The sequence below is a fragment of the Stenotrophomonas sp. STEN020 genome (genome assembly GCF_056760195.1).
This window is the reverse complement of sequence record NZ_JBRREI010000075.1, coordinates 1-19177: the sequence shown is the minus strand read 5'-3', so window position 1 is coordinate 19177 and position 19177 is coordinate 1. Positions and strand designations below refer to the sequence as shown.

21 protein-coding genes and 1 other RNA gene are annotated in these 19177 nt (G+C 64.2%); 8 read left to right on the top strand and 14 right to left on the bottom strand.

The features are described from left to right. Positions 1–120: 120 nt before the first annotated feature. A complete protein-coding gene (locus ACVOLZ_RS20530; protein ID WP_481517741.1) occupies positions 121–2124 on the bottom strand; it encodes a bifunctional DedA family/phosphatase PAP2 family protein in 2004 nt (667 codons plus the stop codon). Positions 2125–2250: 126 nt separating this feature from the next. Between ACVOLZ_RS20530 and ACVOLZ_RS20525 the strand changes: the two genes are divergently transcribed. Then, complete coding sequence (locus tag ACVOLZ_RS20525) at positions 2251–2913, top strand: protein kinase family protein (RefSeq protein WP_481517740.1); 663 nt, start codon at positions 2251–2253, stop codon at positions 2911–2913. An 8-nt stretch (positions 2914–2921) separates the two neighbouring features. Continuing rightward, the gene (locus ACVOLZ_RS20520) at positions 2922–3452 is read left to right on the top strand and encodes a DUF2867 domain-containing protein (protein ID WP_481517744.1); all 531 of its coding nucleotides are present in this window, start codon (positions 2922–2924) and stop codon (positions 3450–3452) included. Between the two features lie 27 nt (positions 3453–3479). Here ACVOLZ_RS20520 and ACVOLZ_RS20515 read toward each other — a convergent pair whose 3' ends face one another. After that, complete coding sequence (locus tag ACVOLZ_RS20515) at positions 3480–4154, bottom strand: hypothetical protein (protein WP_481517739.1); 675 nt, start codon at positions 4152–4154, stop codon at positions 3480–3482. Between the two features lie 142 nt (positions 4155–4296). Here ACVOLZ_RS20515 and ACVOLZ_RS20510 point away from each other — a divergent pair, with 142 nt between their 5' ends. Continuing rightward, positions 4297–5112 carry an SDR family oxidoreductase gene (locus tag ACVOLZ_RS20510; protein ID WP_481517738.1) on the top strand — a complete coding sequence of 272 codons (816 nt, stop codon included), beginning with the start codon at positions 4297–4299 and terminating at the stop codon, positions 5110–5112. Between the two features lie 108 nt (positions 5113–5220). Here the strand turns inward: ACVOLZ_RS20510 and ACVOLZ_RS20505 are convergent, their stop codons facing one another. Next, complete coding sequence (locus tag ACVOLZ_RS20505; protein WP_481517737.1) at positions 5221–6084, bottom strand: ion transporter; 864 nt, start codon at positions 6082–6084, stop codon at positions 5221–5223. A 70-nt stretch (positions 6085–6154) separates the two neighbouring features. Between ACVOLZ_RS20505 and ACVOLZ_RS20500 the strand changes: the two genes are divergently transcribed. Further along, complete coding sequence (locus tag ACVOLZ_RS20500) at positions 6155–7384, top strand: acetylornithine transaminase (protein WP_481517743.1); 1230 nt, start codon at positions 6155–6157, stop codon at positions 7382–7384. A 206-nt stretch (positions 7385–7590) separates the two neighbouring features. Here the strand turns inward: ACVOLZ_RS20500 and ACVOLZ_RS20495 are convergent, their stop codons facing one another. Further along, positions 7591–8187 carry an HAD-IA family hydrolase gene (locus ACVOLZ_RS20495; RefSeq protein WP_481517736.1) on the bottom strand — a complete coding sequence of 199 codons (597 nt, stop codon included), beginning with the start codon at positions 8185–8187 and terminating at the stop codon, positions 7591–7593. Between the two features lie 137 nt (positions 8188–8324). On the opposite strand from ACVOLZ_RS20495, the gene azu reads away from it, so the two are divergent. Further along, a complete protein-coding gene (gene azu, locus ACVOLZ_RS20490) occupies positions 8325–8777 on the top strand; it encodes an azurin (protein WP_282271671.1) in 453 nt (150 codons plus the stop codon). A 240-nt stretch (positions 8778–9017) separates the two neighbouring features. Here the strand turns inward: azu and hemL are convergent, their stop codons facing one another. Both hemL and thiE read right to left on the bottom strand, forming a co-directional pair. After that, positions 9018–10310, bottom strand: coding sequence for a glutamate-1-semialdehyde 2,1-aminomutase (gene hemL, locus ACVOLZ_RS20485; RefSeq protein ID WP_481517735.1), 1293 nt, complete (start codon positions 10308–10310; stop codon positions 9018–9020). Between the two features lie 175 nt (positions 10311–10485). Then, a complete protein-coding gene (gene thiE / locus ACVOLZ_RS20480) occupies positions 10486–11112 on the bottom strand; it encodes a thiamine phosphate synthase (RefSeq protein ID WP_481517734.1) in 627 nt (208 codons plus the stop codon). 69 nt (positions 11113–11181) lie between these two features. Between thiE and ACVOLZ_RS20475 the strand changes: the two genes are divergently transcribed. Then, positions 11182–11373 (top strand): rubredoxin, encoded by a 192-nt coding sequence (locus ACVOLZ_RS20475; RefSeq protein ID WP_303747299.1) that lies wholly within the window; start codon positions 11182–11184, stop codon positions 11371–11373. Positions 11374–11638: 265 nt separating this feature from the next. On the opposite strand, the gene ACVOLZ_RS20470 is transcribed toward ACVOLZ_RS20475, so the two are convergent. The 8 genes from ACVOLZ_RS20470 to ACVOLZ_RS20435 all read right to left on the bottom strand — a co-directional run bounded on the left by ACVOLZ_RS20470 (position 11639) and on the right by ACVOLZ_RS20435 (position 16096). Then, positions 11639–12487, bottom strand: coding sequence for a SirB1 family protein (locus ACVOLZ_RS20470; protein ID WP_481517733.1), 849 nt, complete (start codon positions 12485–12487; stop codon positions 11639–11641). A 65-nt stretch (positions 12488–12552) separates the two neighbouring features. Further along, positions 12553–13011, bottom strand: coding sequence for a DUF192 domain-containing protein (locus ACVOLZ_RS20465; protein WP_481517732.1), 459 nt, complete (start codon positions 13009–13011; stop codon positions 12553–12555). Between the two features lie 225 nt (positions 13012–13236). After that, positions 13237–13884: a ribose-5-phosphate isomerase RpiA gene (gene rpiA / locus ACVOLZ_RS20460; protein ID WP_481517731.1), complete on the bottom strand. Its 648-nt coding sequence runs from the start codon at positions 13882–13884 to the stop codon at positions 13237–13239. A 119-nt stretch (positions 13885–14003) separates the two neighbouring features. Further along, positions 14004–14486 (bottom strand): EVE domain-containing protein, encoded by a 483-nt coding sequence (locus tag ACVOLZ_RS20455; RefSeq protein ID WP_481514466.1) that lies wholly within the window; start codon positions 14484–14486, stop codon positions 14004–14006. After that, entirely contained in the window at positions 14483–15070 is a 588-nt protein-coding gene (locus ACVOLZ_RS20450) for a 5-formyltetrahydrofolate cyclo-ligase (RefSeq protein ID WP_481517730.1), read from the bottom strand. The genes ACVOLZ_RS20455 and ACVOLZ_RS20450 overlap by 4 nt, the downstream gene beginning before the upstream one ends. A gap of 238 nt (positions 15071–15308) precedes the next feature. Next, positions 15309–15493, bottom strand: a non-coding RNA gene (gene ssrS, locus ACVOLZ_RS20445) — 6S RNA. Between the two features lie 85 nt (positions 15494–15578). After that, entirely contained in the window at positions 15579–15878 is a 300-nt protein-coding gene (locus ACVOLZ_RS20440; RefSeq protein ID WP_481517729.1) for a cell division protein ZapA, read from the bottom strand. After that, positions 15875–16096, bottom strand: coding sequence for a TIGR02449 family protein (locus tag ACVOLZ_RS20435; RefSeq protein WP_282273125.1), 222 nt, complete (start codon positions 16094–16096; stop codon positions 15875–15877). Before ACVOLZ_RS20435 ends, ACVOLZ_RS20440 begins: the two co-directional genes overlap by 4 nt. A 125-nt stretch (positions 16097–16221) precedes the next feature. Here ACVOLZ_RS20435 and ACVOLZ_RS20430 point away from each other — a divergent pair, with 125 nt between their 5' ends. Continuing rightward, positions 16222–16767: a YecA/YgfB family protein gene (locus ACVOLZ_RS20430; protein WP_481517742.1), complete on the top strand. Its 546-nt coding sequence runs from the start codon at positions 16222–16224 to the stop codon at positions 16765–16767. 8 nt (positions 16768–16775) lie between these two features. After that, complete coding sequence (locus tag ACVOLZ_RS20425) at positions 16776–18101, top strand: aminopeptidase P N-terminal domain-containing protein (protein ID WP_481517728.1); 1326 nt, start codon at positions 16776–16778, stop codon at positions 18099–18101. The last annotated feature ends 1076 nt before the right edge of the window (positions 18102–19177 follow it).

The following is a 19177-nucleotide window of genomic DNA, read 5'->3' as shown; positions in this document are numbered from 1 at the left end:
CGGCGTCCCTCCCCGCCCGGCTTGCTCGCCATTATCTCTGGGTCGCCGGTGCGGCTCGGGTGTCTGGTTGATCCTGTCCCCCGCCGGCCCCCCGCCGGCCCCCCCCCCACTACGCCGTCATTACGGTTTTGGCTCAGCGCGGATCATCAACAGCGGCAAGCCAGTCTCTGGCTGCACCTGCTGCTGGGTTTTCACGCCATCCAGCGATTGCTTGAGCGTGTCCAGTGCCGGGTCAACGCCGCGCAATGGCCGCCACATGCCGAACAGCTTCAGGTGGCGCTGATAACGCAGGGTCTGCGCGCTGCCCAGCCATACCGGTGCTTGCCCAGGTTGCAGTTGGACGGTGGAAGGCCACAGCCGCAGCGCATGGATTTCATCCGGACGCGCGCCCGGATGCAGCATCAACAGGGCTTCGACGTTGGTATCCAGCGTTGCTGGCAGTACCGGCACCTGCTGCGGAGTGGCCTTCATGTCCAGCATCATCAGCGCCTGCTGCCAGCCAGCCTGGGGCTGCCGGGTCCAGCCATTGCGTTCGAGCTGCTGCTGCAGGGCCGGCAACGGCCCGGCGACCTGTACATCCAGCGGCCAGCGCTGATCGTCGTCGAAATCATTGCGGCGGGCGGGCAGCTCGTGCCAACCGTCCTGCCACCAATGTGAGGCGTCCATCTGCACGATGCTGGCTGCCGCGGGTTCGAACTTGGCCAGTTTGGCCGGCACATTGCGCGGTGCATACCAAAGCCCGGCGATCACGAACACGCCGTAGAACAACCATGCCACCGGCTTGACCCAGAACGAGCGGTTGAAGCGGCGGCGATAAGCCACGCCCAGCACCAGCAGCCAGAACACACCGAACAACATGCCGCCGATCACATCGCTGAGCCAGTGCGCACCCAGATAGATGCGGGCAAAGCCAATTACCGTAACCACCGCGCCGGAAAGCAGATACGGCCAGACGCGGGTGCGCCCCGGTAGCTCGCGGCCGATCAGCACGGCAAAGAAGCCGAAGGTGATGGTGGCCATGGTCACCGCCACCGACGGGAAGCCGAAGCCGCTGCTGGCGGCCGGCGGCCGCACCACATCGACGGTGGCACCCAACAGCTTGGTCAGCGCGAGGCCGAAGGCCAGTGCTGCCAGCCAATGGAATACGGCCATCCAGCGCCGCCGCCAGGCCAGGTAACCCATGCCCGCGGCAATGGCCGGCAACAACACCTGCCAGTCGCCCAGCGAGGCCAGCGCGGCCATCGGGTAGTCGGCTAGTGGGTTGCGCAGGGCAAGCATCAAACGGTGCACGGCCAGGTCCAGGGCCAGCGGTTCGCCGTGGCCGACCACCACCATCAGCAGGGCGAACCAACCCCAGCCCAGCACCAGCAACATCAGCGCCAGCATGGCCAAGGGCACCGATTCGCGGCGTTTGGGATCGAACAGGTCGCTCAGCGAGTGGCCGATGAAGCGCGGGTGGCGGTGCGACCAGGCCAGCAGGCGGGCCAGCCAGCCGTCCATGCGTGTTGCCGACCAGCGGTAGCTGTAAAGCACGATCGCCCACACCAGGCCCAGCAGGGTGCCGAGCAGGGCAACCACCAGGAACAGGCGCCCGGCCACCGCAGCTACGGCGTCATAGGCCTGGCCCAGCGCCCAGCCGGGCAGCAGGAACAAGACGGCCCAGGACAAGCAGGCAAGGCCGCTGGCCTTGAGATAGCTGGTGAAGCGCATGTTGGCCATGCCGGCGATGGCCGGGACAAATGGCCGGATCGCACCCACGTAGCGGGCGATCAGGATGCTTTTGAAGGCATTGCGGCGGAACATGACTTCGCCACGGTCCAGCAGCTGTGGGTAACGGCTGAACGGCCATACGCCACGCAGGCGGTCACCCCAGCGGCGGCCCACCCAATAGCTCAAACCGTCGCCAGCAAAGGCGCCCAAGGTGGCGCATATCACCGCATAGGCGCCGGACAACTCGCCCATGCCGATCAATACACCTACCGCGATCATCAGCGGCAAAGCCGGCACGATGGCACCAAGGATGATCACGGCATCGCAGAAGGCGATGGCGAAGATCGCCAGGCCAGCAAGGACGGGATTGGCGGCGATCCACGCAAGCGTGGCGTCGATCCAGGAAGAATTCATCGGCCGATTATAAAGGGAAGCCCGAGTCAGACCGATGGCAAGGGCATAGGTTCAGTCAATTGCAGTGACACTTGTTCACCTGCGATGCCACTCAGTGAATGGCGCGCTGGCGACTAGAATGTCGGCATGACTGACTCTTCCCCCGCATCTGTCACCGCGCTGAAAGCTGACAGCTTCGGACGAATCCTGTTGATTGAAAGCCCGCAGGGGCGCTTCGTGCGCCGCGATCTGGGGGCGACGCCCTTGTGGCTGCGGTTGCCGGCCTGGTGGCTGGCGCGGCGTGAAGCCCGCGCACTGGCCAAGCTCGATGGCATGGAGGCGACGCCGCGGCTGCTGGCCTGGGATGGGCACTGGTTGGACCGCAGCTATATGGAAGGTGCGGCCATGTACCAACGCCCGCCGCATGGCGACCTGGCCTATTTCCGCGCGGCGCGGCGCTTGCTGCAGCGCGTGCACCGGCACGGCATCGCCCATAACGACCTGGCCAAGGAAGCGAACTGGCTGGTGCGCGAGGACGGTTCCCCGGCGCTGATCGACTTCCAGCTGGCGGTATGTGGCAACCCGCGCTCGCGCTGGATGCGGTTGTTGGCGCGCGAGGACCTGCGCCACCTGCTCAAGCACAAACGCATGTACTGCCGGCAGGCGCTGACCCCGGTTGAGCTGCGCCTGCTCAAGCGGCACTCGTGGGTCCGCGAGCTGTGGTTTGCCACCGGCAAGCCGGTTTACCGCTTCGTGACCCGACGCATCCTGCATTGGGAAGACAACGAAGGGCAGGGGCCGAAGCCTTGAGTAGTGGTGTGCGGGCGCGGGAGGTAGAGATTTCTGCGGCCAGGTTGCTGCACCCGCTGCTGCCAGGCAGTCATTTCGCACATGCATCCCGGATCAATCTGGTGCGCCGGCCGGACAGTGCCGTACAGGCCTATCTGGATATCGCCCGGCAGGTGCCGGGCTGGTTTGATGGCCTGATGCGGCTGCGAAATGCCGGCATGCGCCTGCTGGGAATGAAGCACCTTGGCGCGATCCGCAGCGTGCCAGCGCGTGCTCCGGAAGGGCTGGCGGTCGGCGACAGGCTCGGGATATTCACCGTGCGGGCGCTGACCGCCGATGGCATCGTGCTGGGCGACAGCGACCGTCATCTGCGGGTGGAACTGGCAGTAGAGCTTGGCCCCGGCCACGACAGCTGCGAGCTGCAGGTGAGCACCGTGGTTCACCTGCACCGGCCGTTCGGGCGGCTGTACATGTTGCCGGTAGCGCCCTTGCACCGGGTCATCGTGCCGCGTCTGCTGGAGAGCCATGCGCGGCGCATGGTGGAGCCCGGGCGGGGTTGAGCTGCTACCCCGGCAATCTGCGCAGGCTCAGCGCAGTTCCAGCAACTGCTTGCCTTTGAAGCTGCGCGTGCTGTCGAAGTCATAACCGATGGTCACCTGCCCATCATCGGCACAGGCATGGCAGCTACGCAGCGGCGTGGTGAACCGCAGGCGCACACCGCCATCAGGCAGGGCTTCAGTGCCCGCGGCCAACGCAGGTGCGAACGGGCCGGAGTCGGGGTGTTTGCTGGCGAACGCTTTGTAGGCATCCGAGCCGCGTGCCGCGTCGTCCAGCACTTCTTCGTCCACGTCGACGGCATGGCCATTGGCATCGACCAGCCAGGTGCCCTCGTTGGTATTGGCGCGGAACGGGAACTCCAGTGTGGCCACGCCGATGCCTTCGACGTTCTTCCATGCGCTGACATAGCCGGGCTTGCCCTGCGCGGACAAGGTGCTGGCAGCTGTCAAAGCCGCCGGCGAAGCACCGCCGCTGCGCATCACCTGCAGCAGGCAGTTGTCGGCTGCTGCGTCGGTACGACAGGATTCGGTCGATCCTGTCCATACTGCGTCGGGACCGATTCGGGCGGCTTCTTCGCTCAGCCCCGTGGTCTGCGTGGTGACATCCTTGGCCGCCGCAGGTACTTCGGCAGCTGGGTGTGGCTTCTGGCAGGCCACAAGCCCAAGGGCAAGCAGCAGCGGAGCAGTCAGGTGCAGTGTCTTCATCGGGAGTCCTTGCGCGATATCCAAACAGTATCGGCAAGTCATATGAACCCTGAGTGTCGAACCTCCAGTAAACCGCAGGACTGTGCGTGGATGCTGGTATCGGCATAATGCGGATTGCTTTCTTACCGGTTCCGGAGTGCATATGAGCAGCTTGCGAGGCAAGACCCTTTTCATCACCGGCGCCTCCCGTGGCATCGGCCTGGCCATCGCCCTGCGTGCCGCACGCGACGGTGCCAACGTCGCCATCGCCGCCAAGTCGGCGGTCGCCAATCCCAAGCTGCCGGGCACCATCCATACCGCTGCCGAGGCCGTCAATGCAGCAGGCGGGCAAGGGCTGGCGCTGAAGTGCGACATCCGCGAAGAAGACCAGGTCAATGCGGCAGTGGCTGCAACCGTGGACACCTTTGGTGGCATCGACATCCTGGTCAACAACGCCTCGGCGATCTGGCTGCGCGGCACCCTGGATACGCCGATGAAGCGTTTCGACCTGATGCAGCAGGTCAATTCGCGCGGCAGCTTCCTGTGCGCGCAGGCCTGCCTGCCGCACCTGCTGCAGGCGCCGAACCCGCACATCCTCACCCTGGCACCGCCGCCCAGCCTCGACCCGAAATGGTGGGGCCCGCACACCGGCTACACCCTGGCGAAAATGGGCATGAGCTTTGTCACCCTGGGCCTGGCAGCTGAGTTCGGTCGCAAGGGCGTTGCCGTCAATGCGCTGTGGCCGCGCACGGTGATTGCTACCGACGCGATCAACATGATTCCGGGCGTGGATGTGGGTGGTTGTCGCAAGCCGGAGATCATGGCCGATGCCGCACACGCGGTGCTGACCCGTACCGCGGCCGGCTTCAGCGGACAGTTCCTGCTGGATGATGAGGTGCTGGCCGAAGCAGGCATCACTGATCTGTCGGGCTATGCGATGGACCCGACGCGTCCGCTGATGCCGGATCTGTTTCTCTGATTGCTTCCCCAAGGAGGGAAGGCTTCACCTGTAGTGGCGAGCGTGGCGCGGCACTACGCATCACCCGTTTCGCGGTTCACACCGGCCCCACAGTCCCTACTAAACCGATCAATGCTCGATGTGCTCCGGCAGCACATGCCCGCAGCGATTGCAGTACTGCGCCTTGAACTCGTGCCCCTCATGCCCGCAGACCGGGCAGCCGCGGTTGTCGTGGCGGTTTTCGCGCAGCATGTTGCCGGCAAGCTCGGCGGTGTAGATGCCGGTTGGCACGGCCAGGATGCTGTAGCCGATCAGGATCAGTACCGAGGTGATGAAGCGGCCCAGCGTGGTGTGCGGGACGATGTCGCCAAAACCCACCGTTGCCATCGTCACCACCGCCCAGTACATGCTGGCGGGGATGTTGCTGAAACCGTATTGCGGGCCTTCGACCACGTACATCAGCGCGCCGGCGATGATGGCGATGGTCACCACCATCGACAGGAACAGCAGGATCTTGCGGCGGCTGCGCCATAGCGCCGCCATCAGTACGCCGCTTTCCTCGATGTAGCGGGTCAGCTTGAGGATGCGGAATACCCGCAGCAGGCGCAGCACGCGCACCACCAGCAGGCTCTGCGTGCCGGGGATGAAGAAGGAAATGTAGGAAGGCAGAATCGCCAGCAGGTCGATGATCCCCCATATGCTGAACGCATAGCGCAGCGGCCGCCGCACCACCAGCAGGCGCAGCACGTACTCGGCGGTGAACAGCAGGGTGAAACCCCATTCGACGATGTAGAAGCCGGTGGCCCAGGCCACGTGGATGCGCTGCACGCTGTCGAACATCACCACCAGCACGCTGGCGAGGATGGCCCAGACCAGCAGCAGGTCGAACCGGCGCGAGGGCGGGGTGTCGGTGCGGTGGATGATGTCGAACCAGCGGCGGCGCCAACCGCTGTCGGTGGCCGGGTTCAGTTGGGGGGCAGAGAACAGTCGCATGTGCCCATTGTGCCGCAGGCCCACGGAATGGAGGACAATGCACCGTTCACACCCACTGATCTGGAACGCCATGACCGCTGTCGTCGAGCCGCTGTTGTCCCTGTCCAATTACTACCTGCCGGTCTACCGCCCGCGCCAGCTGGTGCTGGAGCGAGGCCAGGGCGCGCGACTGTGGGATACGCAGGGCCGCGAGTTCATCGACCTGGCCGCCGGCATCGCGGTGTGCAGCCTGGGCCATAACAACCCGGACCTGAAGGCGGCGCTGTTCGAGCAGGCTGACAAGTTGTGGCATACCAGCAACATGTTCTACAGCGAGCCGCCGCTGCATCTGGCGCAGGAGCTGGTGGACGCCTCGCGCTTCGCCAAGCGCGTGTTCCTGTGCAATTCCGGCGCCGAAGCCAACGAAGTGGCGATCAAGCTGGTGCGCAAGTGGGCCAGCGCCCAGGGCCGTGGCCCGGAGAAGCGTTTCATCGTGACCTTCCGTGGCAGCTTCCACGGCCGCACTCTGGCTACGGTCACCGCTACCGCCCAGCCGAAGTACCAGGAAGGCTACGAGCCGCTGCCCGGTGGCTTCCGCTATGTCGATTTCAACGACGTCGCGCAGCTTGAAGAGGCGATGGCCGGAGGCGATGTTGCCGCGGTGATGTTCGAGCCGGTGCAGGGCGAAGGCGGGGTAATGCCAGCCAGTGCCGAGTTCATGCGCCGCGCCCGCGAGCTGTGCGATCAGCACGACGCGCTGATGGTGCTGGATGAAATCCAGGTCGGCATGGGCCGTACCGGTGAGCTGTTCGCGCATTGGAACTGGGGCGTGACCCCGGACATCGTCACTCTCGCCAAGGCGCTGGGCGGCGGTTTCCCGATCGGCGCGATGCTGGCCGGTCCCAAGGTTGCCGACGTGATGAGCGTTGGCGCGCATGGCAGCACCTTCGGCGGCAACCCGCTGGCGGCGGCGGTTGCCCGCGTGGCGCTGCGCAAGTTGTCGTCCGACGAGATCAAGGCCAATGTCGTGCGCCAGTCGGCCGCGCTGAAAGCCGGTCTGGAAGCCATCGGCGAAGAGTTCGGCGTGTTCGAGCAGGTGCGTGGCATGGGCCTGATGCTGGGCGCGGTGCTCAAGCCTGACTACGTGGCTGACATCGGCGTGCTGCTGGATCTGGCGGCTGAAAAGCAGGTGCTGATCCTGCAGGCCGGCACCAGCGTGCTGCGTTTCGTGCCGGCGCTGAACATCACCGATGAAGAAGTGGCCGAAGGCCTGAAGCGCGTGCGCGAGGCGATTGCAGCTTATATGGCGTCGCATAAGTAAGTTAGGTTTTTCGTCGACCGAAGAGCTTCCCCTCATCCGCCCTTCGGGCACCTTCTCCCGCAGGCGGGAGAGGGGAAGGGGCATGGCTTACGGCTAGCTGGCGCAGTCGCCGCCCCCCTCGCAATAACCATCACTCCCTTCTCCCGCGCGCGGGAGAAGGTGCCCGAAGGGCGGATGAGGGCAGGGTGTGCGCAGCACGCTGCTTCTCACCCCAAGCAGTGATTCCGCTTCAACAAGCGGCGCAGCGACTGCGCATGAAAAGCGGTATCGGCATGCAGTCCCGCCTCGCGAGCGCCCTGCACATTGCGGAACAGATGGTCGACGAACAGGCTGCGTCCGGGTGCCGAGCCAAGCGCCGCACAGGCCGCAAGATACGCTGCTGGGTCCGGCTTGCGTACGCCCAGCGCCGCGCTGCACAGCACACGACGGCCGCCCAGCAACTGCTCGATCACCGGCCGGGTCAGCAGGCCATTGTTGGTCAGTACCGCAACTTGCACATCCGCATGCACGCGCTCCAGCACCGCCATGCAATCGCTGCGCAGCTTGCTGGCAGCGAGCCGTGCAGCGTGCCAGTGCGCCGCGTCCAACGTGCTGCCCAAGCGTTGATTCAATGCCTGCAACAATTGCTCACCATCCAGTTCACCGCGGGCATGGGCGAATTCAAGCCCGTCCGTGCGCAACGCCGCGTCAACCTGCTCAGGCGTGCAGCCGGCAGCGTCGGCAAGCTGGCGCAGATGGATACGGTGATCGTAGTCGGCCAGCAGGCCGTCGAAATCCAGCAGTAGTGCGTGTGGTCGTTGCATTGGTGGCAAGGCTGGGGCGGGCTTGCAGTATCGCTGGCATGGCATCGGTGTGCAGCCTGCGACATCGCGTCACAGGTGAAATCAGCCAAATTTGCCTAGAATCAGGACACTTTGGTTGTCATAGCGTGGAGTTCACCGTGAAGCGTTCCAGCCTGCTGTTGTTGGCCCTTGCGGGCCTGTTGCCTGCCGCGCCTGCGCTGGCCCGTACCTGTGCGGTCACCATCGAAAGCAACGACCGTATGCAGTTCTCCGTGCCGCAGATCCGGGTTGCCGCCGATTGCACCCAGGTGGACCTGACCCTGAAGCACACCGGCAGGATGCCGGCGACCGCGATGGGGCATAACTGGGTGCTGACGCGCACGCCGGATTTCCAGCAGGTGGCCACGGCCGGTATGCGTTCGACACTGGCAGACAGCTATCTGCCGAAGAATGACGCGCGGGTGATCGCGTTCACGCCGGTGATCGGCGGCGGACAGACCACGCAGGTGCGCTTTGCGACCAGCAAGTTGACGCGTGGTGGCGATTACACCTTCTTCTGCTCGTTCCCGGGGCACTGGGGAATGATGAAGGGCAAGCTGGTTTTTGGTTGATTGATACTGTTTGTAGTTCCGGGCGAGCTGCGCTTCCCCGGGGCTACATTGGCTGCGTGCAGGCTGGCTTTTTTGTAGGAGCGGCGTAAGCCGCGAAGCACGCGACATCATCAGGTAGCACAGAGGCCGGTGGCTGAAGCAGGGTGAGCTTCGCGGCTTACGCCGCTCCTACAAAAAGCGGCAGCAGCCGTTTCGGATAACGCTGCTTCGTCAGGACGAACAGCGTTATCCACTACAAGATCAACCTGCAGCAACGACCTTGAACGCCTCACGCGCTGCAACCAGCGTTGCTTCGATCACCGCATCATCATGCGCGCTGGACAGGAAGCCGGCCTCGTAGGCAGACGGTGCCAGGAACACGCCGCGCTCCAGCATGGCGTGGAAGAACAGGTTGAAGGCGTTGATGTCGCAGGCGATGGCCTGTGCATACGTCTCCACCTTCTCGTTGGTGAAGAACAGGCCGAACATGCCGCCGACGCGGGTAGTGGTCACGGCCACGCCTGCATCGCGCGCTGCCGCTTCCAGACCATCGCAGAGTTTGTTGGTTGCCGCTGTCAGGCGCTCATGGAAGCCCGGCGCCTGCACCAGTTGCAGCATCGCAAGGCCCGCAGCCATCGCCACCGGGTTGCCGCTCAAGGTGCCGGCCTGGTAGATCGGGCCGGCCGGTGCGATCTGCGACATCAGCTCGCGACGGCCGCCATAGGCGCCCACCGGCATGCCGCCGCCGATGATCTTGCCGAAGGTGCTCAAGTCCGGGGTGATGCCGTAATGCGCCTGCGCGCCACCCAGGGCGACACGGAAGCCGGTCATCACTTCGTCGAAGATCAGCAGCGTGCCGTACTGCGTGCACAGCGCGCGCAGGTGCTGCAGGTAGCCCTCGCGCGGAGGGATGCAGTTGGCGTTGCCGACCACCGGCTCGATGATCAGGCCGGCAATATCCGCGCCCTGCTGCTCGAACAGTGCGGTGGCGGCCTCGAAATCGTTATAGGGCAGGGTCAGGGTGAGTTCGCTCAGGCCGGCAGGTACGCCCGGCGAGGTGGGCACGCCCAGGGTCAGCATGCCGCTGCCGGCTTTGACCAGGAACGAGTCGCCGTGGCCGTGGTAACAGCCCTCGAACTTGACGATCTTGTTGCGGCCGGTGGCACCGCGCGCCAGACGGATTGCCGACAACGTGGCCTCGGTACCGGAGTTGACCATGCGCACCATCTCGCAGGACGGCACCAATTGGGTGATGGTCTCGGCCATGGTCACTTCGGCCGCGCATGGCGCACCGAACGACAGCCCATTGCCGATCGCCTGCTGCACGGCCTCGCGCACGGCCGGGTGGTTGTGGCCGACGATCATCGGGCCCCAGGAGCCGACGTAGTCGATATAGGCGTTGCCATCCACATCATGCAGGTAGGCGCCATCGGCGCGCTGCACGAAGAACGGTTCGCCGCCAACCGACTTGAATGCACGCACCGGTGAATTGACGCCACCGGGCAGCAGCGTCTGTGCGCGCGTGAACAGGGCGTGGGATTGGTCGTGGTTCATGCGTGAGTCCTTTGAGAGGGCACCAAATCGAGGTGCTGAACGGAGCTGAGCGTTAGCCCCTCTCCCGCGTGCGGGAGAGGGGTTGGGGTGAGGGGAAGCTTCTAGCGAGCAAACGCCGAAACCTACCCTCATCCGCCCCTTCGGGGCACCTTCTCCCGAAGGGAGAAGGAACATGTCATTCGTGCTGGAAACAGCGCCGATAAGCGTCCAACGCAGCCACCGGATCGGCCTCGCTGAACACGCCACTGATCACCGCGATCAGATCCGCGCCAGCCTCCACCACAGGCCGACTATTGTCCGGGGTCAAACCACCAATCGCTACCCGTGGCACGCCCAGTGCGGCGCTTTGTCGCAGCAGCTCAGGACTGGCGCGGCGCGGGGTGACCTTGCTGCGGCTGGGGAAGAAGGCACCGAAGGCCACATAGCTGGCACCAGCGGCAACCGCGCGCTGGGCACGTTCGATCTCGTCATAGCAGGACGCGCCAATGATGGCCTGCGGGCCGAGCAGTGCCCGGGCGGCAGCAATGTCGCCGTCGTCTTCACCCAGATGCACGCCGGCAGCGCCGACTTGCCGGGCAAGGCTGACGTCATCATTGATGATCAGCGGCACCCCAGCGGCGGCGCATAGCGCCTGTAGCGCCGTGGCCTGGGCCAGACGGGTAGGCGCATCGACCGCCTTGTTGCGGTATTGCAGCCAGGTGGTGCCGGCCAGCAGAGGGCGGACCCGCTCAAGCAGGCGTGCACTGTCGGATTCGTCGGGGGTGATCAGGTAGACGCCACGGGCGTCGGCGAGCTGGGTCATGTATGGCTACCGGTACGGCGTGGGGAATGTGACAATCAACGCCGCTTCTTTGTCCGGTGATTATCCCCGATGTCCGACGCTACGGCCTCCACCCTGCGCAACTGGATGTGTGTCGTCTGTGGCTTCATCTACAGCGAGGCCGACGGCTTGCCGGAAGAAGGCATCGCCCCCGGCACGCGCTGGGAAGACGTGCCCGACACCTGGACCTGCCCGGACTGCGGCGTGACCAAGGATGACTTTGAGATGGTCGAGCTGGATTGAGCCGCAGCGCGCGGCTTGTGCTGTTTGTGGGAGCGGCGTCAGCCGCGAAGCCATCAGAGCATCCGAAACCGGTTGTAGGAGCGGCGTCAGTCGCGAAGCCACTGCGGTATCCGAAGTCGGCTAAGCACATTCACCTACCGAACGATCGTCCTGGCTCCGTGCGCAAAGCCGCTATTGCAGAGGTGTTGCGTTGATCCCTGGCGTCGGATGCCGCACTGGCTTCGCGGCTTACGCCGCTCCTACAAGAGGCAAGGCAGAGCAACGCTCAATGCAACCTCGGCTTGCCGCCGCCCAGCTCGATCAGGCGCTCGCGGATGCTGACGGCATCGGCGGCGTTCGGGTCCATCTTCAGATAGTGGGCCAGGTCGGCGCGGGCGCCGGCGAGGTGCTCCAGCTGCACATAGGCCAGGCCGCGATCGCGTACGGCATCGGCCTGCTCGGGGACAAGTTTGAGAATGCGGTCAGCGCTGCGTGCGGCACGGTCCCATTCGCCGCGTTCGGCGTAGACGCCGTGCAGGTTGCGCAGCATGCGCATCAGGATGGCGCGGTGCGGGGCCGGGTCCAGGATCTGCGCCAGCACGCTGTCGTCGGGCGTCTCGCCGCCCAGGTTGCTGCGTGCGCGCTCGCGTAGTTCATCCACGCCCAGCGGGCGACCACCGTTGAACGGGTCCATGATCAGCACGCCGTCTTCCACCGGCAGCCGCACCAGGAAATGGCCGGGGAAGGAGATGCCTTCCAGCGGCAGGCCGAGCCTGCGCGAGACTTCAATCTGTACCAAGGCCAGCGAGATCGGATTGCCGAGGCGGCGCTCGAAGACTTCGTTGAGGTAGCTGTTGCGAGGGTCGTAGTACTCCTCGTTGTCGCCGCTGTAACCGACCTCGTTGAACAGGTGGTTGTTGATGGCGGCAACCTTGAGCGGCCATTCACCGATGGCGTCCACTTCCACCCGCAGGTGATCGGCATGGGCCTGCAGCACGCGGTCGTAGGCGGCCGGGTCCAGCTGCGGGTATTCGTCGCGGGCGATCAGCAGGGCAGTCGGCAGCAGCGGCAGTGCCTCATCGGGCAAGCCGGCCAGTTCTTTCCACTGCGGCAGGGTAATGCGTGTTTCAGACATGCCCCAAGACTGGCGGCAAAGCGGCGCCGGTTCAAGGGCGCCGCTGTTCAATTTGTGTGTATCAGTCAGTTGCCGGTGGCGATGCCTGGGCCGAAGGTCAGCTCGGCACCGTCTTCCAGCTTGAGCTTGGCGGCCTGGCCGGCGTTGAGCTCCAGCACGTACAGGGCCGGGTTGAAGCTGGGGTAGGGCGGGCACATGTCGCCGGCCGAACACGGCGGCACATCGCGCTGTTGGCCGACCAGGCGGCGCTGGCTGTCGAAATATAGGATGTCGAGCGGGATCCTGGTGTTCTTCATCCAGTACGCCTGCGGTTCCTCGCGGTCGTGGATGAACAGCATGCCGTGGTCGGCGTCCATCTGGTCGCGGAACATCAGCCCGCGGGCGCGGGTTTCGTCGTTCTGTGCCAGTTCCACGTTGTAGCGGGTGCCGGCAAGTTCCACCCAGTGCTTGCTGTCGGCGCTGGCGCAACCGGCCAGGGCGAGCAGGGAAAGGGTGAGGATGGTGCGCAGGAAGGATTTGGGCATGGTTGGGACCTGGTTCCTAGGGGAGCCTTCGGGCGGGTTCGGTGGAAGTCAAAAGCTTCCCCTCATCCGCCCTTCGGGCACCTTCTCCCGCTTGCGGGAGAAGGGAATGGCAACAAGCCAAGGCGGGAGCAACTGCCAAAGCCAAAGCAGCAAAGGCCAAATCAACAGCCAAAGCCAAAGCCAAAGCCAAAGCCAAAGCCAAAGCGGCAGTTTTGCTGGCTTGGCTTACAGCACCTGCGGCGGCTCGCCGCCGATGATGACCACGTCAGCCGGGCGGCGGGCGAACAGACCGACGGTGACCACGCCCGGGATCTGGTTGAGCTGCTGTTCCAGCTTCACCGGGTCGGTGATGGCCAGGTTATGCACGTCCAGGATCAGATTTCCGTTGTCAGTGGTCACGCCATCGCGCCACACCGGCTGACCGCCAGTCAGGGCCAGGATCTCGCGGGCGACCAGGCTGCGCGCCATCGGGATCACTTCCACCGGCAGCGGGAACTTGCCCAGCACCTTGACCTGCTTGCTCGGGTCGATGATGCAGACGAACTGCTTGCTGGCCTCGGCGATGATCTTCTCGCGGGTCAGCGCGGCACCGCCGCCCTTGATCAGGTTCTTGTTGCCGTCGCACTCGTCGGCGCCGTCCACGTACAGCGACAGGCCGCCGGTATGGTTCAGGTCCAGCACCTCGATGCCGTGGCCCTTGAGCAGGGCGGTGCTCTGGTCGGAGCTGGAGACCGCGCCTTCGATCTGGTCCTTGATGCGGGCCAGGGCTTCGATGAAGTAGGCAACGGTGGAACCGGTGCCGACACCGACGATCATTCCCTTCTGCACGTACTCGATGGCTTTTTCGGCGGCCAGGCGCTTGGCTTCAGACATGGTGGGCTCAACAGGTTGGAAAAAGGTTCTTTGTGTAGGAGCGGCGTGAGCCGCGAAGCTGAGAATCTGAAACGGTATCGGCTTCGCGGCTTACGCCGCTCCTACAACAACAAAAGTGCTTATTTGGCTTTCTTTTCCAGCGACAGCAGCAGCTTCCACTGTGCGGCGGTGACCGGGAACACCGACAGGCGGTTGCCCTTGGCGGTCAGCGGGAAACCTTCGCCCAGTTCCTCAGCATGCAGCTTGATCTCGTCCAGCGCGATCACCTGCGCCAGCTTGCGCTCGAAACCCACATCCACCAGCATCCAGCGCGGTTGCTCGCGCGTGCTCTTGGGGTCGTAGTAGTCAGATTCGGGATCGAACTGGGTGTCGTCCGGGTAGGCCTCGCTGGCCACCGTGGCAATGCCGACGATGCCCGGCACCTTGGTATTGGAATGGTAGAACAGGATGCCGTCGCCGACCTTCATGCCATCGCGCATGAAATTGCGCGCCTGGTAGTTGCGCACGCCATTCCACGGTTCGGTGCCTACGCGCTGCAGGTCGTCGATGGAAAAGGCGTCCGGTTCGGACTTCATCAGCCAATAGCGCTTGCGGGCGGTCATGCGTTCAACGGTTCCGGGTAGAGAGTGGCCTGCTCGGTACAGATGGCATCCACCGCCACATCCCAGTCTTCGACCGGCAATGACGGCAGCTGCTGGGCGGAGAAACCTACCCCCACCAGCCACGGCGGCGCGGCCTGGCGCTGCCGAAATGCGAAGCTGCGATCATACCAGCCGCCCCCCATGCCCAGCCGTCGGCCAGCGTCATCAAAGCCGACCAGCGGGGCGATGACCAAGGCCATTTCCTCCGGTCGCAGCGCTTGCGCGGGGTCTACATCGGGCTCTGGAATGCCATAACGGTTGCTGACCAGCGCCTGCCCGGGCCGCCATGGGGCGAAGCGCAGCAGTTTGCCGTGCAGCAGCGGCAGGCAATAGGTCTGCTGCGGCGGCAGCTGCATCTGCCAGCGGTGCAGGGCGATCTCGCCGTCCATCGCCCAGTAACCGGCGACATGGCCACTGATCCCGGCGAAAGGCAGGGACAGCAGGTGCGTCGCCAGGGTTTCGGCGGCGGCGATGCGCTCGGCAGCGGGAATATCGCGTCGGCGCTGGCGCAGTTGTTGGCGGAGGAGTTGGCGGGGATCGGTCATCTGCGAAGGTCGAGGCCTGGAAGCCCATCTTCTAGCGGGAGAGGGCTGAGGGTAAGGGCGAAGCACTTGGGGAGCCAAGCTTTTGTAGTGCCGACCGATGGTCGGCATTGGCTCTACCGGTAGTGCCCTTGCCGACCATGGGTCGGCACCACAGAAGGTTCCCTTGCTGCAGCGGCTTCTTCCTTAGGGAGAAGGACAAAAAAAAGAACGGCGCCGTTAGGCGCCGTTCTGGAATATTGCATTCTCCGCGGTGACGATGCGTGCGAAACGACCTTGAACCCGGGGTTCAAGTGGGAACGCTGGGGGGCCATCGGGCTTCCCGCTACAAGGCGGACTTGCACACCCGGCTCCGTCGCGCCCCCGTGGTCGTAATTAAGGGACAAGGCGAATGTTTGCACACGCCGTCGTTCACAGCAGAGAACGCGTCGCCAGTATAGCGAGGTTGCACGGCTACGTGCAGCCGTATTTCACTAATTGCGGATTCATCTGTCTGAGCTGGTCAGCTGGATCAACGCGCGTTGTCGATGGCCAAGTCCAGGCGCCGGTTCAACTCGTTCATGGCCGATTGAAAGCGCTGCTGCTGGGCAACCTGCTCATCGCGCACCTGCTGCAACTCATGCGCAAGATTGAGCGCCGCCAACACCGCGATGCGGTCGACCGCCGCCATCCGATTGCTGCCGCGGATTTCGCGCATCTTGCCGTCGAGCACGCGCGCGGCCGCGGTCAGGCTTTCGCGCTCGGTCGGTTCCACACCAACGGTGTACTCGCGGTCCAGGATATGGACGCTGACCGGTTCGTTGTTGCTCACGTGTGCTGCTCCAGCGACTTGAGGCGGGTGATCATGGCTTCCACCCGGGAGCGGGCCTGTTCGTTCTTGGTCAGCAATTGCGAGCGCTCGCTGATCAGCTGTTCCTGCTGCTGGCGCAGGCTGCGGTTTTCATCGCTCAGCCGCTGGTTGCGCTCAAGCAGCAGCTCGAGGCGGGAGGCGAGGGCCAGTAGCTGGCCAGCGGGGTCGAAGGAGTCCATGGATGGAACGATAGGCATGGCGATGAGGGCCGGTCAAGAAGGAGTATGCAGTGCGATTGGTACACTGTGCGGCCGTCGTCATCTTGCCGGTGCCGGCGTTCCTCTCCGCTTTACAGATCAGTGACATGACCGACCTTCCCTCCGTCAAAGACATCCTCCAGGCCAGCCAGTCGCTGGGCCTGGCTGCTTCCCCGGCCGAACTGCATGGCGGACTGTGCGGCTGGTTGGCCGCCGGTGGCGCCGATGAGCCGTCCTGGCCGGCCAAGGTACTGGCCGACGACGGCCTGCCGACCCCGGAACCCGGTAGCGCGCTGGACCTGCTGCGCCAGGCCACGGTTGCGCAGTTGGAAGACCGCGACTTCGCTTTCGAACTGGTGCTGGTGGATGCCGCCGAGCCTGTGCAGGTGCGTACCGAGGCATTGTTTGAGTGGTGCCGGGCTTTCCTGGGCGGTTTCGGCCTGGCTTCGGGCAAGCGACCTGCGTTGAGCGAGGAAGGCGAAGAGGCGCTGCAGGATCTGGCGCGTCTGGCGCAGGCCTCGATTGACGAGTTTGATAGCGCCGATGAAGACGAGGACGCTCTGTCCGAGATCGAAGAGTTCGTACGCGTTGCGGCACTGCTGTTGCACGGCGACTGCGTGATGGGCTCGCGCCATCGGCAAAGCCTGAACTGAGGTAAACGATGAAGCGTCTGTCCGGGATCACCCCAGCCGAGTACGCCCGCCGCCGCCGGCAGTTGATGGAAGCGGCTGGCGATGACGCCATTCTGGTGCTGCCCGCAGCAACGGAGCGGGTACGCAGCAACGACACGTTCTTCCCCTATCGTCAGGATTCGGATTTCTGGTACCTGAGCGGTTTCCAGGAGCCGGAGGCAGTGCTGGTGCTGATCCCGGGGCGCAAGCACGGTGAGGCCATCCTGTTCTGCCGCGAGCGCGATCCGGACCGGGAAGCGTGGGACGGCCCGCGCGAAGGCCAGGACGGTGCGGTCTCGCATTACGGCATGGATGACGCCTATCCGATCGAGGACCTGGACGAAATTCTGCCGGGCTTGCTGGAAGGCCGTTCGCGTGTGTACTACCACTTCGGCCGCGACGCCGACTTCGATCTGAAGTTGATCGGCTGGGTCAACAGGGTGCGTTCACAGGTGCGCAATGGTGCGCAGCCGCCGCATGAATTCCTCGAGCTTGGCCACCTGTTGCACGAGCAGCGCTTGTACAAGAGCGCGGACGAGATCGCCTTGATGCAGGAGGCGGCCGATATCAGTGTGCGTGCGCACCGCGCGGCGATGCGTGCAGCGCGGGCGGGTATCCGTGAGTACGAATTGCAGGCGGAGCTGGAACGTGAGTTCCGTGCGGCCGATGCGTGTTCTGCATACAACAGCATTGTCGGTGCCGGCGCGAACGCTTGTGTGCTGCATTACCGCGACAACAACAGCGGCAGTCGCGATGGTGATCTGGTGTTGATCGATGCGGGTGCGGAGTATCGCGGTTACGCCAGTGATATCACCCGTACTTTCCCGGTCAATGGCCGTTTCAGCGAAGAGCAGCGCGCGCTGCATGATCTGGTGTTGGCGGCGCAGGTGGCGGCCTTGGAGCAAGCGCAGCCTGGTATTGCCTACGAGGAAGGGCATCTTGCAGCGGTTGAGGTGTTGACCGAAGGTTTGTTGCGCCTGGGTCTGCTGAAGGGTGATCTGGAGGAGAACATTCTCGAACGTCACTACCAGCGGTTCTACCGGCACAAGACCGGGCATTGGCTGGGCATGGATGTGCACGATGTTGGCGACTACCGGGTAGCTGGTGAGTCACGTTTGTTGGAGCCTGGAATGGTGTTCACGATCGAGCCGGGTCTGTACATTTCGCCGGACGATCGCAGTGTGGAGGCGCGTTGGCGCGGCATTGGTATTCGCATCGAGGATGATGTGTTGATCACCGAGGACGGGCACCGTGTGTTGACCGGTGCGTTGGAGCGCAGTGCCGACGAGATCGAAGCCTTCATGGCCAAGCGCTGAGGCGCAAGGCGCAAGGCTGTAGCAGTTGCTCTTGTACTTGCCCTCCCTTACGCAAAGCGTAGGGGAGGGCATGGGAGGGGTGCAGTTGCAGTTGCCGTTGCTCCAACGCTCTTGATCCACCGGGCCCCTTCCGCAGCGACGTAGCCGACGGACAAGACCCCGAACGGGGCGACGTGCATGGATGCACGTCGTTTTTCGACGATACATGGATGTATCGTCGAAAAATCCCGGTGGCGGAGTGGACCCGCGTCGCGAAGCGGCGTGGGCGCGGAGGCAGGGTGTGCTTTCTTTGGGCCACGTTTCTTTGCACAAGCAAAGAAAGGTGCGCTCGCGCCCCGAAGGGGAGCGAAAGCCCTTGCCTCTGCTCTTTTTCTTTAGCTTTAGTCACGGTCACGGTCACGGTCACGGTCACGGCCACGATCAAGATCAAGATCAAGATCAAGATCAAGAGCTTTCTCTCCCCTTCGGGGAGCGAGTTACTTTTCTTTGCTTGTGCAAAGAAAAGATAACCAAAAGAAAGCACACCCTGCCTACGCGCCTTCCGCGCTGCGCGCTCCAGGTCCACTCCGCTGGCAGGATTTTTCGACGATACATCCATGTATCGTCGAAAAACGACGTGCGTCCTGCACGTCGCCCCGTGCGGGGTCTTGTCTGCCAGCTCCGTCGCTGCGGAAGGGGCCCGGTAGGTCAAAAGATCAGGGCAACTGCAACTGCAACTGCAACTGCAAGTGCAAGTGCAAGTGCAAGTGCAAGTGCAGAGCAACGGCACCCCTCCCTGGCCCTCCCCTACGCTGCGCGTAAGGGAGGGGAAACAGCCACAGCCACAGCTCGACTGGTTCTGCTTACTCTGGTGAGGAGGGGGAGGGTTTGTGCGATAGCGAAAGCGAACGCTGGTACATCCGCTGTAGTGCTTACCCCGGGGGCATTGCGCGCCCGGGGTTCAATCACAGGGCGACTGATGTCGCCCCCCCCCCCCCGGGAGAAAGCCGGGGGGGCAAATTAAGGGGGGGGGCGGGTGTACGGGTGGCCGGCGGGGGCCAGCCCCGCGGGGGCGAGGGGACCCCCCCCAAAAGGGA

Bases quoted from the DNA above. Each gene is read 5' to 3' on its own strand.
- ACVOLZ_RS20530 (WP_481517741.1), bottom strand. From the start codon at position 2,124: ATGAATTCTTCCTGGATCGACGCCACGCTTGCGTGGATCGCCGCCAAT.
- ACVOLZ_RS20525 (WP_481517740.1), top strand. From the start codon at position 2,251: ATGACTGACTCTTCCCCCGCATCTGTCACCGCGCTGAAAGCTGACAGC.
- ACVOLZ_RS20515 (WP_481517739.1), bottom strand. From the start codon at position 4,154: ATGAAGACACTGCACCTGACTGCTCCGCTGCTGCTTGCCCTTGGGCTT.
- ACVOLZ_RS20510 (WP_481517738.1), top strand. From the start codon at position 4,297: ATGAGCAGCTTGCGAGGCAAGACCCTTTTCATCACCGGCGCCTCCCGT.
- ACVOLZ_RS20505 (WP_481517737.1), bottom strand. From the start codon at position 6,084: ATGCGACTGTTCTCTGCCCCCCAACTGAACCCGGCCACCGACAGCGGT.
- ACVOLZ_RS20500 (WP_481517743.1), top strand. From the start codon at position 6,155: ATGACCGCTGTCGTCGAGCCGCTGTTGTCCCTGTCCAATTACTACCTG.
- ACVOLZ_RS20495 (WP_481517736.1), bottom strand. From the start codon at position 8,187: ATGCAACGACCACACGCACTACTGCTGGATTTCGACGGCCTGCTGGCC.
- hemL (WP_481517735.1), bottom strand. From the start codon at position 10,310: ATGAACCACGACCAATCCCACGCCCTGTTCACGCGCGCACAGACGCTG.
- thiE (WP_481517734.1), bottom strand. From the start codon at position 11,112: ATGACCCAGCTCGCCGACGCCCGTGGCGTCTACCTGATCACCCCCGAC.
- ACVOLZ_RS20475 (WP_303747299.1), top strand. From the start codon at position 11,182: ATGTCCGACGCTACGGCCTCCACCCTGCGCAACTGGATGTGTGTCGTC.
- ACVOLZ_RS20470 (WP_481517733.1), bottom strand. From the start codon at position 12,487: ATGTCTGAAACACGCATTACCCTGCCGCAGTGGAAAGAACTGGCCGGC.
- ACVOLZ_RS20465 (WP_481517732.1), bottom strand. From the start codon at position 13,011: ATGCCCAAATCCTTCCTGCGCACCATCCTCACCCTTTCCCTGCTCGCC.
- rpiA (WP_481517731.1), bottom strand. From the start codon at position 13,884: ATGTCTGAAGCCAAGCGCCTGGCCGCCGAAAAAGCCATCGAGTACGTG.
- ACVOLZ_RS20455 (WP_481514466.1), bottom strand. From the start codon at position 14,486: ATGACCGCCCGCAAGCGCTATTGGCTGATGAAGTCCGAACCGGACGCC.
- ACVOLZ_RS20450 (WP_481517730.1), bottom strand. From the start codon at position 15,070: ATGACCGATCCCCGCCAACTCCTCCGCCAACAACTGCGCCAGCGCCGA.
- ACVOLZ_RS20435 (WP_282273125.1), bottom strand. From the start codon at position 16,096: ATGGACTCCTTCGACCCCGCTGGCCAGCTACTGGCCCTCGCCTCCCGC.
- ACVOLZ_RS20430 (WP_481517742.1), top strand. From the start codon at position 16,222: ATGACCGACCTTCCCTCCGTCAAAGACATCCTCCAGGCCAGCCAGTCG.
- ACVOLZ_RS20425 (WP_481517728.1), top strand. From the start codon at position 16,776: ATGAAGCGTCTGTCCGGGATCACCCCAGCCGAGTACGCCCGCCGCCGC.